The organism is Paraburkholderia fungorum (assembly GCF_046027215.1).
Lineage (GTDB): Bacteria > Pseudomonadota > Gammaproteobacteria > Burkholderiales > Burkholderiaceae > Paraburkholderia > Paraburkholderia fungorum_D.
Genome location: NZ_JAQQEN010000001.1, coordinates 664,527 through 678,907, shown reverse-complemented (window position 1 = coordinate 678,907; position 14,381 = coordinate 664,527). Strand labels below are relative to the sequence as shown.

Here is a 14,381-nt window from a genome sequence, read left to right as displayed (position 1 = left end):
TCCAGATCGAACAGTTTCTTTGCGACGTCTCCCGTCTGTCACGACGTAGCCGCGTCCAGCGCCGACGAAAGCGCAGACAGCGCGGAGCCGAGGCGCTCGGGCGGCAGGTAACCAAAGCCAAGCCGGAACACGCGACTGCTTTCGCCAAACCATGCCCCTGACGCGAGTTGCAGGTCGTAGTCAGGTAACAGGTCCCAGAATCGCGAGACAGCGGTATCGTCGAATGTATCGGAACGCAAACGCACGCAGCACAACGCACCGGCATCAGGCCGCACCCACTCGATGCGTTTGTGTTCGCTCTTGCACCAGGCCGCCAGTTCCTCGATAGCACCGCCAAGCAACCGACGTCGCGGCGCGAGCACACCTTCCCGGCGGCGCAGCAGAACTGCGGCGAGCGTCTCATCGAGTACCGAACCGGAGATGACGGTATTCATCTTGGCGACTGTCAAACGTGAGCGAAGGTCAGCGTCGGCCACCGTGAGCCAGCCTGTTCGCAAGCCCGGCGCGCCGAGCGCCTTGGATACCGATGCGCCGGTGACGATGCGCGGGTCGAATCCGGCAAAGCTGTCGACCGCGGCATTGTCGCCGTAAGTGGCTTCGCGATAGGTCTCGTCGATGAAAAGTATCGCTTCCGGGGAGCGCCTTGCCAGCAAGGCAAGAAGCTGCTCGATATCAGTACGCGAGACCTGGACGCCGCTTGGATTCTGCGGTGAAGCAATACTTACCAGCCTGGTTTTCGGCGTCAGGTTTGCTTCAATCTGCTCCAGGTCCAACCGATAGCCGTTTTCGAACGACAGCCGGACTTCCCGGACGTTGACGCCGACACCAAGCAGGCTGTCGCGGCTCGGCGGAAAGCATGGCGTCGCGAGCACTGCCTCGTCACCCGGTCGGCAGACTTCGAACGCGAGAAGGAAGAGCCCGAGCGCGGTACCCTGGGTCGTGATGATCTGCTCGGCCGGAACGTTGCAGACGTCCGCAATTGCCTCACGGAGCTCGATCGCTCCCGCGGATCTGCTATAGCCGAGCTTCAGTTCCCGGATACGCTCAAGACCGGCGAGATCCAGGAGTTCGCCAACCGTCAGGTCCTGGGAGGTGCTCTCCGCGAGGTTAAGCGGCCGGTTTACGTCGAGCAGCGAGATGATCTCGTTGTAGGGAAATCTGCCGCGCCACTCCGGGGTATCCGGTTCGCTGGAACCAGACCGTTTCTCTTCGGGCGACTGTCCCGGCACAGTCTCAGCAGAACTCAGGCCCGCTTGCGGGGCGTTAGTAGGGACTGACATCTGGGCTCCTTCGGCTGCGACTGGAATACACACATCGTAGCGTTCACCCATTGACCATAACAGTCACAATTTTCCGCTACTTCGACCATCACAGTTCTGCTTGGCGAACTGGCTGTTCCGGCCAGATAATGCTGAAATCCACCGTCACGAATGGTCCCATGGACACGCATACTTCGTACCGTTACGAGCAGTTGGCAGAGCTCATCGTTGGCATGATCGACAATGGCGCGCTCGTGCCAGGCATGCGTCTGCCATCCGTGCGTGCCGTCAGCGAGCAACATCGCATCAGCATCTCCACGGCGTTACAGGCGTACCGTCTGCTCGAAGATCGCGGCATCCTCGTTGCGCGGCCGCAGTCGGGCTTTTACGTCGCCGTAGCGCGCCGCGGCACGCTCGCGTTGCCATCGACTTCGCGCGCGCGAGCGAGGGCGTCAACCGTATCGATCAGTGGCGCCGTTGCGACGCTGCTCGAACATGCGTCGAACTCCGCACTCGTTCCGCTTGGCTGCGCCGTGCCGGATGGAGGCGTACTGCAATCGAAGCGGCTCGACCTGGCGCTCGCGCGTGCGGCTCGTCAACACGGCGCGCGCTATAACGTCTATTGCCCGCCACACGGTGAACCACGCCTGCGTCAGGAAATCGCCAGACGGGCGCTGCGGTTCGGACATGCGCTGTCGCCCGACGATGTACTCATCACGAACGGCTGCACCGAAGCGCTGACACTTGCACTCACAGCGGTCGCCATTCGCGGCGATACGATCGCAGTCGAATCCCCCACCTACTTCGGGCTTCTGCATACGCTCGAAATGCTCGGTATGAAGGCTTTCGAGCTGCCGACCGATCCCACTCGTGGAATCGATATTGGCGCGCTCGCACATTTGCTAGCGACAGAAACCGTGGCGGCTTGCGTACTGTCATCCAATTTCAGCAATCCGCTCGGCTCGACCATGGCCGAAGCCGACAAGCGGGCGCTCCTCGCGCTACTCGCGCGACATGCTGTGCCGTTGATCGAGGACGATGTCTACGGCGACATCCATTTCGGGCGCGAACGGCCGAAGCCATTCATCGCGCTCGGAGGCGACGCCAATACCATCTATTGCAGTTCGTTCTCGAAGAGCCTCGCGCCGGGATACCGGATCGGCTGGATTGCAGCGGGTGCATATACGCAGCAGGTGATGGAACGCAAGCTCGCATTCAGCCTATGCAGCCCCGTCCTACCTCAAGTCGCGCTCGCGGATTTCCTGGCAAGCGGCGCTTATGATGCGCATCTGCGCCGCATCCGCCACATTTTTGAAGAGAACCTCGCCCGCATGACGCGCGCGATCGAAGCAAGCTTTCCCGCTGATACGAAAGTGAGCCGGCCGGCTGGCGGATTCGTGCTCTGGCTCGAACTGCCGAGGCGATTTGATTCACGCGCGCTCTTCGACGCAGCGCTTGAGCAAGGTATCTGCTTTGCACCCGGCGATGTCTTCTCAGCCGGCCGCCGATTTCGCAATTGCTTACGCCTGAGCGCCGGCTACGAGTGGAATGACCGGATCAAAAGCGGCATTCAGCGCTTGGGACAGCTCGCGTGTGCGCAACTGTCGCATTGAAGTAGTTGACGCATGGTTCAGAAGGGGTAGGCCGATGTTCGAGCAGGGTCCAGCCCTGCGCGAGGTCCGCCCGAGGTAGCACAAGCCGGTGGCATAGGGATTGCGTCAACGTTGGCTCCTTGCCGGAACATCGCAATCGCGAGGCACCGTGAAGACCAACCGCGCACTCGAAGCACTGAACTTCTTCATGGCCGATGTCCAGGCCGGCATCGGCCCGTTTCTCGGCGTGTTTCTACAGGCGCGTGGCTGGGGCACGGACATGATCGGCACAGTGATGAGCACTGTTCCCTCCTGAAAGATGTCTTTGAGAAGCGGTCCAATCGCGCGTTTCGAAGCAAGCTGCGTGATGAGCCAGCTGTGACATAAACACCGCTCCAGTAATACCATTGCAAATCCGGCTCACGCTCACTCGGCAACATTTCCGCTCCCCCATATCTGGACGCCATTGCGCGACGTTCCCATGAAAAAAATTGGCTTTCTCTCCTTTGGCCACTGGACCGATTCTGCGCATTCGCGCGCACGGTCAGCGGCTGATGTTCTCCTTCAATCCATCGACCTGGCCGTTGCCGCCGAGGAACTCGGCGCAGATGGGGCCTTCTTCCGCGTCCATCACTTCGCGCAACAGCTCGCCTCGCCTTTTCCACTGCTCGCAGCAGTCGGTGCAAAAACCAGCAGGATTGAAATCGGAACGGGTGTCATCGACATGCGTTACGAGAATCCGCTCTACATGGCCGAAGATGCCGGCGCAGCCGATCTGATCGCCGGCGGACGGCTGCAGCTTGGAATCAGCCGGGGCTCCGGTGAACAGGTTATCGATGGCTGGCGTCACTTCGGGTACGCGCCTGATGAGGGCGAGACTCATACCGATTTAGCGCGCCGCCATACGGAAGTCTTTTACGAGGTGCTGCGCGGCAAGGGCTTTGCGCAACCGAATCCGCGGCCCATGTTTTCGAATCCACCTGGGCTTCTGCGGATCGAACCGCATTCCGAAGGTCTTCGCGATCGCATCTGGTGGGGTTCGGGCTCCGACGCAACGGCGGTATGGGCCGCGAAGATGGGCATGAATCTCCAGACCTCGACTTTGAAGAACGACGAAACGGGCCGCCCTCTTCATATCCAGCAAGCAGAGCAGATCCGGGCCTACCGTGAGGCCTGGAAAGAAGCCGGGCACACACGAGAGCCGCGAGTGTCGGTCAGTCGAAGCATCTTCGCGCTCATCAACGACCAGGACCGGATGTATTTTGGGCGAGGCGCTCAGAGCAGCGACACGGTCGGCTTTCTGGACGACGATGTCCAAAAGATCTTCGGTCGAAATTACGCTGCAGAACCCGATGTTCTCATCGCGCAACTAGCCAGGGACGAGGCAATCGCGGCGGCCGATACCCTGCTGCTCACCGTGCCCAACCAGTTGGGCGTGGAATATTGCGCGCACGTGATCGAATCGATTCTCAAGTATGTCGCCCCCGGTCTCGGCTGGCGCTAGCACCCCACACTTACTGAAGGCGGGCAAATCGTCTGCAACGCTGTGCTGTTTTCGGAAATGGCTCCCGGAGCCACATGACCACTACGCGAACCGGCCTGTGACTCCCAACCATAAGCACAGGTTCCCTTCGATACCGTAGTCCGTCCTGCAACAATGTTTTGCAAGGTTGGAAAATGTGGCGTCGAGGCAAACCTGGACGCAACGCAAACTCAGGCGGGATAGGCGCTTGAAGCCTGACAAGTCAGATTTTTAATCACCGCCCGCCATGTGCGCGTCGCCGACATCTGCTGTGGCTTTGCCTCTATGATGCAGCGTTCGCTATCCACCGGAAAATTGCCGTGACGCTCGATGAAATCCGCAACAATGCTTTCGCAATGCCTATGCACAATCCGGCGTATCCGCGCCCGCCATTTCGGTTTATCAATCGCGAGTACTTCATCATTTCGTACGAGACCGACATGGACGCGCTTCGCGCGGTCGTGCCTGAACCTCTGACTGTCGACAATAGCCTTGTGCACTTTGAGTTCATCCGCATGCCAGACTCATCCGGATTTGGCGACTACACGGAAAGCGGCCAGGTTATTTCGGTGCTGGACGAAGCGGGAAAGAAAGCCAGCTATACGCACGCGATGTACCTCGATGACGAAGGTCCAATCGCTGCCGGCCGGGAGATCTGGGGTTTTCCGAAGAAGCTCGCTTCGCCCCGCCTGGCCGTTGACGGAAAAGACACGTTGCTCGGCACACTCGACTACGGCACGCAACGGATTGCGACTGGCACGATGGGCTACAAGTACCGCCCGCTCGATATCGAGTCTGAGCGCAAGAAACTCGCGGATACACCCAATTATCTGTTGAAGGTCATCCCTCATGTGGATGGTTCACCGCGGATTTGTGAGCTCGTCCGCTTCTACTTGCGCGACGTTTCCGTGCTCGGTGCATGGGAAGGCCCCGCAGCGCTCGATCTGCATGCCCATGCGTTGGCGCCGGTCGCTGACCTCCCTGTCAAACGGGTAGTGGCTGCCAGACACGTCATTGCCAATCTCACCCTCGATGTGGGCGAAGTCGCTTACGACTATCTCGCCCCGGCGGAAGCACTGAAGCTCGCCGTCAACCAATAACTCAGCAAGGAAAAACTTATGTCGTTGCAAGGAAAAGTCGCGCTCGTGACGGGCGCCGCAAGCGGTATCGGTGAACAATGCGCACGCAAACTGGCTTCAGACGGCGCGGCCGTTGTCATTGCGGACCTGAATCTGGCAAACGCGCAGCAGGTCGCGGACAGTATCGTCGCCGCAGGTGGGAAAGCACTTGCGGTGTCGATGGACGTCACCAGCGAAGAAGCGGTCAACGCAGGTATCGAAGAAGCCGTCAATCAGCTTGGCAGTATCGACGTGCTGGTGTCGAACGCGGGTATTCAGATTGTCAACCCGATTGAAGACTACGCCTATTCCGACTGGAAGAAGATGCTCGCCATTCACCTGGATGGCGCATTTCTGACCACGAAGGCTGCGATCAAACACATGTACGCATCGGGCAAGGGCGGCTCCATCATCTACATGGGCTCGGTTCATTCACACGAAGCGTCGAAGTTGAAGTCGGCTTACGTGACCGCCAAACACGGTCTGCTGGGCCTTGCTCGCGTCGTCGCGAAGGAAGGTGGCTCGCGTGGCGTGAGAGCGAATGTCGTATGTCCGGGTTTTGTTCGTACTCCGTTGGTTGACAAGCAGATTCCGGAACAGGCGAAAGCGCTCGGTATTTCGGAAGCTCAGGTGGTGAAGGACGTGATGCTAAAGGAAACCGTCGACGGCGAATTTACCACCGTAGCCGACGTTGCCAGAACGGTCGCGTTTCTGGCGGGGTTTGATTCAGCAGCACTGACCGGGCAATCGATTGTGGTCAGCCACGGTTGGTTCATGCAATAAGGAGCCGACGATGCGCCGCAGTCAACGCAATACATTAGAGCAACCAAATCAACTTGAGCTGCCTGCCTACGACGAGATCGGTTTGGTCCTGCAGGGCGGTGGCGCATTGGGTTCATATCAGGCCGGCGTCTATGAGGGGCTGGCTGAAGTGGGTGTTGAGCCCACCTGGATTTCGGGCATTTCGATTGGCGCGCTGAATACCGCCATCATTGCCGGCAACGCGCCAGAGGACCGGGTAGAAGCACTGCGCGGCTTCTGGAACACCATCTGTCAACCAGCAGACTTGCTGGGGCACGTAGGCGCCTGGCTGCCGACAGCGTTCGGGTTTCCAGACGTTGCCCGAAAGTGGTCGAGCATGTGGGCTGCCACTCGCGCTTTGACTGAAGGTCAGAAGGGCTTCTTCACACCGCGCTTTTCCGTACCCATTGCCGGCGTTGCAAAGAAACAGCCAGGCGAGGTGAGTTTTTACGATACGACGGCGTTGCGTGCCACCCTCCTCAAGTACGCCAATTTCGACCGTATCAACGACGGTGACGTTCGCGTCTCCGTCGGTGCGGTCAATGTTCGCACGGGCAATCTGGTGTACTTCGACAACACGCAGACCCGTCTCGAGCCGGAGCACTTCATGGCGTCCGGCGCGTTGCCGCCCGGTTTTCCAGCAGTAGAAATCGATGGAGAGTTTTACTGGGACGGAGGTCTGGTCTCCAATACGCCGCTTACGGAAATCGTCAGGGAATGCCAGCACAAGGATGCGCTGGTCTTTCAGGTTGACCTGTGGAGCGCAGAAGGAACACTGCCTGGCGATTTCCTCGATGTTGCCGAGCGGGCCAAGGATATCCAGTTCTCAAGCCGGACTCGCGCCATCACGACCTTCGTGTCGCAAAGCCAGAAGCATGCTCGCCTGATCAAGGAACTGCTTGAACACATTCCGGAGAAAGTGCGGCGGACACACCCGCTAGTCAAACAGGCACAGAAAGTGGCAGACGGTGGTGCGGTCAATGTCGTGCACCTTATCTACAAGAACAAGTTCTTTGAAGGTCATTACAAGGACTACGAATTCAGCAACGACACCATGAGCGAACATTGGGCGAGCGGCCTCGAGGACATTCGCCGCTCGTTCGGTAACCCCGACTGGTTCGAGATCCCAAGTCATGATCTTGGCTTTGTTACCCATGACGTCCATCGCCACGACACTGGCCCGGCTTCAGTTTCCGATCGACCTGAGTACGTGCCAGACATGCCGGAGTTAGTTGACGCGGTGGCGAAAGCGGCATCAGACGCCCGGTAGAGCCGACCAACGAGGGGGCGTGCGAGCGGCGCACCCCGGCGCCCCTCCACTACGCAGCGCCGGGCTTCATCGCAAAACAATCTGACAGTGGCAATTACCCGGGAGTAACATCATTCCCAGCGGGCGCTGCACGCGGCACAGCGCATGCAGGCGGCGATGCGCCGCCACAGTGACTGGCCCCGTCCAGAATACGGTACCCCGTAGTAGTCTGAAGGAGAGACGCCGTGTCACAAGATAGCGGTGAACGCCATCAAACGTTTCGCAAACGCCTCTTCTGGTTCGTTGCGTTGTGGCTGCTCGGATTCGCCGGGACGGCACTGCTTGCGCTACCGTTTCATCTTCTGGTCGCAGCAGCAATGCATCACTAGCCTCAACACCTTCCCTGTCTCAGCGCTGCGTGGTGTGGCACAACACGCACATTCAATGCCCTTCGAGCGTCTTGGGCAACTGTCCCAGTTGTCGAAACACTGAAAGCCAGTCTTCAAGATGCCATGTTTTCGCAATCAGACTTCCGCGCATCTCGTGGAACGAGTGAATCGCGAAGCGGATGTGTTTGGAGCTCGAGGCAATGCCAAGCAGTTCCCCAGATTGAGTGCCACTGATCTCCGCGCGAACGCCCACCCGGTTTCCGTGAACCAGCATGTCGAGAATGGTGACTTCCATATCGGGAAGCGCTTTCGCCAGGTTAGCGAACATCTGGACCATCTGGTCGGGTCCGGGCGTGGTACCGGGGGGCGCCGGAATATATTCCCAGTCGGGGGTGACGACCTTTCGTAACGATGCGACGCTCTTCTCCTCGAACGCGTGATAGAACCCTTCAATCGCTGCCTGGGTAATCTCTTCGCCGGTACTTGAAGTCATGATCGCTTACTCCTCGAGAATCCTGACGGCTAAGGCCGTGCCGAACGAATCTGCCCGGCTGCCGGGTAGCCACTGTCGGGCGTGACGTCGTGTTTGCGAAAAACGCTGCCGCCATAGCCGAGCACGATAGTGTCGACTTCAAACGGCGGCGCCGCCTGCGCTCTGAGTATAAATGCAACGCGGCCCGGGGGTGGAGCTTGCCGAATATCGGTGCTCCGCGCCATATCAATTCGGAATACCAATTATCTTGAACTGTCGCGCCTGTTCCAGCAGGTTTGGACGACCAGCGGCTAGCAGGTAGCCGCCCCAAAATGCGAACGGCAACGAGGTAACAGGGGCGAATTGGAATCTGCTGAACGCGACACGACCGGGTCGCCAGCGAGACCGTCTGCGGGCGCAGCACGCCTCAACTCGCCGACGTAGCAGGCTTGTCAGGCTCTGCTGTACAGTTTCCATAAGACGACTGGGCGGTATAACATCTCTGGGCGCAGTGAACGCCAGCCAACATCGCGTGCATTGGCACGCTATCGCGGCGGCGGCAGGATATTCGATCCGCTGTTGCCGGATTCCGTAACGGTCTATCCATATTCAATCCGATGCCTCAAGACACGCCAGAACCGCAAGTCGTTTGTAATACCGTTACACGTAGCGCGATCTTCATGGTCGCGACCCTCGCAGCTGGCCGCGATCCAGCCGAAACAGTGCGCGCGTGGTGCGCCGACGTGGCCGCCCTCGTGCGTTCGGTCGGCAAGCGCGTCCCCAACGGCAACCTGTCCTGCGTGTGCGGCTTCGGCTCCGAAGCGTGGGACACGCTGTTCGGCGCCCCGCGTCCTGCCGGGCTGCACCCGTTTCGCGAATTCGGCGAGGGCGAACGCCGCGCCATGGCTACGCCGGGCGACATCCTGCTGCACATCCGCGCGGAGCACATGGACCTCTGCTTCGAACTCGCCACGCAGCTGATAGGACGGCTAGGCGATGCGGTCTCGGTAGTGGATGAAGTGCACGGTTTTCGCAACTTCGATATGCGCAGCATGGTGGGTTTCGTCGACGGTACCGAGAACCCGACGGGCCGCGAGGCCGCCGAATTCACGCTCATCGGCGACGAGGATCCGGGTTTCGTGGGCGGTAGCTATGTCCTCGTGCAGAAGTACCTGCATGACATGACGGGCTGGAATGCGCTTTCCGTCGAGACCCAGGAGCGCATTATCGGGCGCACGAAATTGTCCGATATCGAGCTCGACGAAGCGGTCAAACCGTCGTCGTCGCACAGCTCGCTGACAACGATCGAAGAGAACGGCGAGGAAGTGAAAATCCTGCGTGACAACATGCCATTCGGCCGGCCCGGCGCGGGCGAATTCGGTACCTACTTTATCGGTTATGCCCGTTCGCCCGAGCCGATTGAACAGATGCTGGAGAACATGTTCGTCGGCCGGCCGCGGGGCAACTACGACCGGCTGCTCGACTATAGCCGCGCGGTCACAGGCGGCCTCTTCTTCGTGCCGTCGGCCACCATGCTCGAGGCGCTCGCGGAACGCGACCCGCAAGCCGGCGGTGCCGGCGCGGACCAACGGTCTGCCGCTCCATCTTCGTCCGCCGAGCCGCGCCACGACGGCTCGCTGAATATTGGCTCTCTCAAAGGAACGTCGCAATATGAATAACCTGCATCGCGAGCTTGCTCCAATCTCCAGCGCCGCCTGGTCGCAAATCGAAGAGGAAGTGGCGCGCACGTTCAAGCGCAGCGTCGCCGGCCGTCGCGTGGTCGACGTCAAGGGTCCCGGCGGCACTGAACTGTCCGGCATCGGCACCGGACACCAGAGCGCGATCACTCCGCCACAGCCAGGCGTCGTGGCGAAACTGTCCGAGGTGAAGGCCCTCGTCGAGTTGACCGTGCCGTTCGAGTTGCAGCGTGATGCGCTCGACAGCGTCGAACGTGGCGCGAAAGATGCCGACTGGCAGCCTGCAAAAGACGCGGCCAAGGAACTCGCCTATGCCGAAGACCGCGCGATCTTCGACGGCTATACGGCCGCGGGTATCGGCGGGATTCGCGAAGGCTCGTCGAATCCGCCGCTCGCGCTGCCAGCGGACGTCAGCGACTATCCGGCCACGATCAGCAACGCACTCGAACAGTTGCGGCTCGCCGGCGTCGACGGTCCCTACTCCGTCCTGCTCGGCGCCGATGCGTACACAGCGCTCGGCGAGGCAAGCGATCAGGGTTATCCGGTCATCGAGCACATCAAGCGGATCGTGAACGGCGACATTATCTGGGCACCCGCGCTCGCGGGCGGCAGCGTGCTGTCCATGCGCGGTGGCGACTTCGAGTTACATCTCGGCGAAGATCTGTCGATTGGCTACACGAGCCATACCGACACGGTCGTGCGTCTCTATCTGCGCGAAACGCTGACGTTCCTGATGCTGACGAGCGAAGCATCGGTTCCAGTGACGCAAGCGGAATAGGCCGCTTGATGCTTTGATAAGGGCTGGCTCGGGCTTCACCGCCCGGGCCGGTCACATAGAAAGAAGGCCTACTCCGCCAGGCGTTCGCGCTCGCCGTCAGTGATAGCCGGCGTCCCCTTCCCTCACCTTGCCGCGGAATACGCGGTACTGCATCGCGTTGTAGACGAGGATGACCGGCAGCACGATCACCGTGCCGACCAGCGTAAACAGCTGGCTCGAGTGGCTCGACGATGCTTCCCAGATCGTCAGGGACGGCGGCACGATATTCGGCCAGATGCTGATGAGCAAGCCGCTGTAGCCGAGAAAGCACAGCGCGAGCGTCAGAATGAATGGGATTGCTTCGTGCTGCAAACGCAGCGACCGGAAGATGCCCCACACACAGGCGACAACAAGAATCGGCACCGGCATGAACCACCCCAGATTGCCGCTGCCGAACCAGCGATGTGCCACCGCGGGCAATCCGATCACCGTCCACAGACTCACGATCACAATCGCTCCAAGCAGGACAATCACGAGCGGCCTCATCACCTGGCGCACGTTGCGCTGAAGGTCGCCCTCCGTCTTCAGGATGAGCCAGCCGCAGCCGAGCGTCGCATACGTCATGAGTACGCCGATTCCGCAGAACAGGCTAAACGGCGAGAGCCAGTCGAACGGATCGCCGACGAAGCGGTCATTCACGATCTTGATGCCTTGCAGCAGTGACCCCAGCACGATGCCCTGGCACAGCGCCGCGAGCGCGGAACCGCCGATAAAGGCGAGATCCCAGGCATGCTGGGTTCGGGTGGCCTTGGCACGCAACTCGAAGGCCGCCCCACGAAAGATCAGGCCGACCACCATCAGGATCAGCGGCAGATAGTTCGCGGGCAGGAGCGTCGAATAGACCACCGGGAACGCGCCGTAAAGTCCCGCGCCGCCCAGCACGAGGAACGTCTCGTTACCGTCCCAGACCGGCGCGATGGTATTGATCATCACCTCCCGATCGCCTTTCGCCTCGAAGAACGGAAACAGCAGGCCAATGCCAAGATCGAATCCGTCCAGCATCACGTAGATGAAAACGCCGAGTCCGATGATCGCGGCCCACACCACTGGAAGATCGATTTGCACGGTGTCAGTCTCCTTCCAGTGCATCCAGCGCGCGGTTGCGCAATACCGGATGCTTGAGAGATTCGGGGCTGTCGGTATGTGCTTCCGGTCCGCGCTTCATCATCTTCAACATGTAGTAGACACCCATGCCGAACACGAGGAAATACACGAGTACAAAGATCAGCAGTGACACGCCTGCTTGCTGCGAGCCGATCGGCGAGAGGGAGTCCACGGTACGAAAAACGCCGTAGACCGTCCAGGGTTGGCGGCCGACCTCCGTCGTGACCCACCCTGCCAGCAACGCGATAAGTCCCGAAGGCCCCATGCACAGCACAAAAACCTGATACCAGCGGGTTTCGTAGAGACGGCCGCGCAGTCTGAGCAGGAGCCCAAGCAGCGCAGTCAATAGCATCAACATGCCGAGACCCGCCATGACCCGGAACGTCCAGAAGATAATCGGTGAATATGGACGGTCCTCGGGGGGAAAGTCCTTTAGGCCACGGATTTCTCCGTCCCAGCTATGGGTCAGGATGAGACTGCCCAGATGCGGCACTTGCAGCGTGTATCGCGTCACTTCCGCCTTCATGTCGGGCAGACCGACCAGATTGAGCGCCGTGCCGCCTTTCTCGGTTTCCCACAGCCCTTCGATCGCGGCGATCTTGGCAGGCTGATACTGGCGTGTGTTCAGGCCGTGCGCGTCGCCGACAAAAATCTGTACCGGCGTCAGCAGAAGCAGGATCCACAGCGCCATCGAAAAACTGCGTGTAACGGGTCCGTCGCGGCGGCCCTGCAGCAGATGCCATGCACCGCAAGCAGCGACGATAAAGCCCGCAACGATAAACGCGGCGATCGTCATATGCGCGAGCCGATACGGAAACGACGGATTGAAAATCACCTTGAACCAATCGACCGGCACGATACGGCCATTCTCGATGGCGAATCCTTGCGGCGTCTGCATGAAGCTATTCGACGCCAGAATCCAGAAGGTTGAAATCAGCGTGCCCGTCGCGACCATGAGGGTTGCGAAGAAGTGCCCGCGCGGACCGACGCGCTGCCAGCCGAACAGCATCACGCCGAGAAAGCCGGCTTCGAGAAAGAACGCCGTCAGCACTTCATAGGTGAGGAGCGGTCCTGTGACATTGCCGGCAAACGTGGCAAAGCCACTCCAGTTGGTGCCGAACTCGTAGGCCATCACCACGCCCGAGACCACGCCCATGCCGAAGCCGACCGCGAAAATCTTCGACCAGAACAGAAACATGTCCTTATAGACAGTGTCGCCGGTCAGCAGCCACCGTCCTTCCAGCACCGCCAGGAAACTGGCCATGCCGATGCTGATCGCGGGAAAAATGATGTGAAACGAAACTGTGAAAGCGAACTGCAACCTGGCGAGGTGGAAGGCATCGAAAATTTCCATGACGATCACAGGCCCCGGTGAATTGCCGTCACGTCACGATAGACGGCGCGGCTATTGGTGCAAGAGCAATATAGTCCATACGCGCCATATTCGACGGTCCGGATAACGTGGCGTTCTTGCAGACAACCCGCAAGGACCGCGCAACGCGTGCGTCTCCGGTGCCCAGGGATATCCCCTAAAACTTGGTGGCGTTGGCCACATTCGACGCGAATGTGTCTTGATTCGACTGAAGCCTGGCGTTTTCACGCGCTATCCGGCTGCTCAGTCAGCAAAGTGCGGTGTTACGCTCCAAACAGAAGCCTTCGCGGCAACGAGCCGCTTGTTCAGCGGCGGGATCAAAAGCCACGAAAACATACTGCGAACGGCAGCTACCTGCCTTTAAAAGGGCGAAACATCGCTGCGGGAGTGACTGCGATGCGACTTAAAACATATACCGCATTAACGCTATCGGTGATTAGCAGTGCTGCTTTCGCATGGCAGCCGCTCACCTATCCGATCCGAAGTCAAAGCGCTTATCAGCAAAGCATTGACACCGCGATGTGTTATGCGGCGGCGAACAAGCAGACCAAGGTCAACATGGTTCACGAATCGCAGATTCCGCCACGCAAACCGGCGGCGTCCAAAACCTCGTCGACCGGTGTACCGTCGCGACCACCCTTGCCTTCCAGCAGCTTTTCATCGAGCCCCATGAGCGCGAGTATGCCTGCCGCCGCAACGGCGGCCGCCGCAACGGCGCCGGCGGCAAGCGCACCGGCCGCGACCACGGCAGCGGGCAAAGGCGCGAGTGAAACGATGGCTGCCACGCCAGCATCGGCGACCAGCGCCGAGAACGGCGCTGCGCAGACAGCGGCGGCCAGCGACGCACAGACGACCGCGGGGTCCAATGTGAAGCTGCCGCCCCTACCGGCGCCTGAACCGCCAATGACACAGTACTGGGCCGCGTATGGCGCGTGCATGCAGGCACGGGGTTACGCCGTACAGTAACCCCGGTTTGCAAGCCTCCTTGC

14 protein-coding genes are annotated in these 14,381 nt (G+C 60.0%); 10 read left to right on the top strand and 4 right to left on the bottom strand.

What is annotated here, in order from left to right; translation table 11 throughout:
- Window positions 1-38: 38 nt before the first annotated feature.
- Window positions 39-1,280 carry a pyridoxal phosphate-dependent aminotransferase gene (locus PQR27_RS03020; protein WP_408522242.1) on the bottom strand — a complete coding sequence of 414 codons (1,242 nt, stop codon included), beginning with the start codon at window positions 1,278-1,280 and terminating at the stop codon, window positions 39-41.
- Window positions 1,281-1,438: 158 nt separating this feature from the next.
- On the opposite strand from PQR27_RS03020, the gene PQR27_RS03015 reads away from it, so the two are divergent.
- From PQR27_RS03015 to PQR27_RS02985, 7 genes are all read left to right on the top strand, one after another.
- Entirely contained in the window at window positions 1,439-2,872 is a 1,434-nt protein-coding gene (locus tag PQR27_RS03015; protein ID WP_408522241.1) for an aminotransferase-like domain-containing protein, read from the top strand.
- 148 nt (window positions 2,873-3,020) lie between these two features.
- A complete protein-coding gene (locus PQR27_RS03010) occupies window positions 3,021-3,167 on the top strand; it encodes a hypothetical protein (RefSeq protein ID WP_408525530.1) in 147 nt (48 codons plus the stop codon).
- Window positions 3,168-3,332: 165 nt separating this feature from the next.
- Window positions 3,333-4,355, top strand: a complete 1,023-nt coding sequence (locus PQR27_RS03005) for an LLM class flavin-dependent oxidoreductase (protein WP_408522240.1) — start codon at window positions 3,333-3,335, stop codon at window positions 4,353-4,355.
- Between the two features lie 338 nt (window positions 4,356-4,693).
- On the top strand, window positions 4,694-5,473 hold the full coding sequence (locus PQR27_RS03000; RefSeq protein ID WP_408522239.1) for an acetoacetate decarboxylase: 780 nt from the start codon (window positions 4,694-4,696) through the stop codon (window positions 5,471-5,473).
- Window positions 5,474-5,491: 18 nt separating this feature from the next.
- Window positions 5,492-6,274: a 3-hydroxybutyrate dehydrogenase gene (locus tag PQR27_RS02995; protein WP_408522238.1), complete on the top strand. Its 783-nt coding sequence runs from the start codon at window positions 5,492-5,494 to the stop codon at window positions 6,272-6,274.
- Between the two features lie 10 nt (window positions 6,275-6,284).
- Complete coding sequence (locus PQR27_RS02990) at window positions 6,285-7,562, top strand: DUF3734 domain-containing protein (RefSeq protein ID WP_408522237.1); 1,278 nt, start codon at window positions 6,285-6,287, stop codon at window positions 7,560-7,562.
- Window positions 7,563-7,786: 224 nt separating this feature from the next.
- A complete protein-coding gene (locus PQR27_RS02985) occupies window positions 7,787-7,930 on the top strand; it encodes a hypothetical protein (RefSeq protein WP_408522236.1) in 144 nt (47 codons plus the stop codon).
- Window positions 7,931-7,982: 52 nt separating this feature from the next.
- On the opposite strand, the gene PQR27_RS02980 is transcribed toward PQR27_RS02985, so the two are convergent.
- A complete protein-coding gene (locus tag PQR27_RS02980; RefSeq protein ID WP_408522235.1) occupies window positions 7,983-8,423 on the bottom strand; it encodes an ester cyclase in 441 nt (146 codons plus the stop codon).
- Between the two features lie 596 nt (window positions 8,424-9,019).
- Between PQR27_RS02980 and PQR27_RS02975 the strand changes: the two genes are divergently transcribed.
- Both PQR27_RS02975 and PQR27_RS02970 read left to right on the top strand, forming a co-directional pair.
- Window positions 9,020-10,081 (top strand): Dyp-type peroxidase, encoded by a 1,062-nt coding sequence (locus tag PQR27_RS02975; protein WP_408522234.1) that lies wholly within the window; start codon window positions 9,020-9,022, stop codon window positions 10,079-10,081.
- Window positions 10,074-10,877, top strand: coding sequence for a family 1 encapsulin nanocompartment shell protein (locus PQR27_RS02970; protein WP_408522233.1), 804 nt, complete (start codon window positions 10,074-10,076; stop codon window positions 10,875-10,877). The genes PQR27_RS02975 and PQR27_RS02970 overlap by 8 nt, the downstream gene beginning before the upstream one ends.
- A gap of 96 nt (window positions 10,878-10,973) precedes the next feature.
- On the opposite strand, the gene cydB is transcribed toward PQR27_RS02970, so the two are convergent.
- Together cydB and PQR27_RS02960 are read right to left on the bottom strand one after the other, a co-directional pair.
- Window positions 10,974-11,981, bottom strand: a complete 1,008-nt coding sequence (gene cydB / locus PQR27_RS02965; protein WP_408522232.1) for a cytochrome d ubiquinol oxidase subunit II — start codon at window positions 11,979-11,981, stop codon at window positions 10,974-10,976.
- A 4-nt stretch (window positions 11,982-11,985) separates the two neighbouring features.
- A complete protein-coding gene (locus tag PQR27_RS02960; protein WP_408522231.1) occupies window positions 11,986-13,374 on the bottom strand; it encodes a cytochrome ubiquinol oxidase subunit I in 1,389 nt (462 codons plus the stop codon).
- A 414-nt stretch (window positions 13,375-13,788) separates the two neighbouring features.
- Here PQR27_RS02960 and PQR27_RS02955 point away from each other — a divergent pair, with 414 nt between their 5' ends.
- Complete coding sequence (locus PQR27_RS02955; RefSeq protein ID WP_408522230.1) at window positions 13,789-14,358, top strand: hypothetical protein; 570 nt, start codon at window positions 13,789-13,791, stop codon at window positions 14,356-14,358.
- Window positions 14,359-14,381: the final 23 nt, after the last annotated feature.

What these genes read in the sequence shown, in the direction of transcription:
- PQR27_RS02970 (WP_408522233.1), top strand. Translation starts at nt 10,074, where the DNA reads ATGAATAACCTGCATCGCGAGCTTGCTCCAATCTCCAGCGCCGCCTGG.
- PQR27_RS02995 (WP_408522238.1), top strand. Translation starts at nt 5,492, where the DNA reads ATGTCGTTGCAAGGAAAAGTCGCGCTCGTGACGGGCGCCGCAAGCGGT.
- PQR27_RS03015 (WP_408522241.1), top strand. Translation starts at nt 1,439, where the DNA reads ATGGACACGCATACTTCGTACCGTTACGAGCAGTTGGCAGAGCTCATC.
- PQR27_RS02990 (WP_408522237.1), top strand. Translation starts at nt 6,285, where the DNA reads ATGCGCCGCAGTCAACGCAATACATTAGAGCAACCAAATCAACTTGAG.
- PQR27_RS02980 (WP_408522235.1), bottom strand. Translation starts at nt 8,423, where the DNA reads ATGACTTCAAGTACCGGCGAAGAGATTACCCAGGCAGCGATTGAAGGG.
- PQR27_RS02975 (WP_408522234.1), top strand. Translation starts at nt 9,020, where the DNA reads ATGCCTCAAGACACGCCAGAACCGCAAGTCGTTTGTAATACCGTTACA.
- PQR27_RS03020 (WP_408522242.1), bottom strand. Translation starts at nt 1,280, where the DNA reads ATGTCAGTCCCTACTAACGCCCCGCAAGCGGGCCTGAGTTCTGCTGAG.
- PQR27_RS02955 (WP_408522230.1), top strand. Translation starts at nt 13,789, where the DNA reads ATGCGACTTAAAACATATACCGCATTAACGCTATCGGTGATTAGCAGT.
- PQR27_RS02960 (WP_408522231.1), bottom strand. Translation starts at nt 13,374, where the DNA reads ATGGAAATTTTCGATGCCTTCCACCTCGCCAGGTTGCAGTTCGCTTTC.
- PQR27_RS03005 (WP_408522240.1), top strand. Translation starts at nt 3,333, where the DNA reads ATGAAAAAAATTGGCTTTCTCTCCTTTGGCCACTGGACCGATTCTGCG.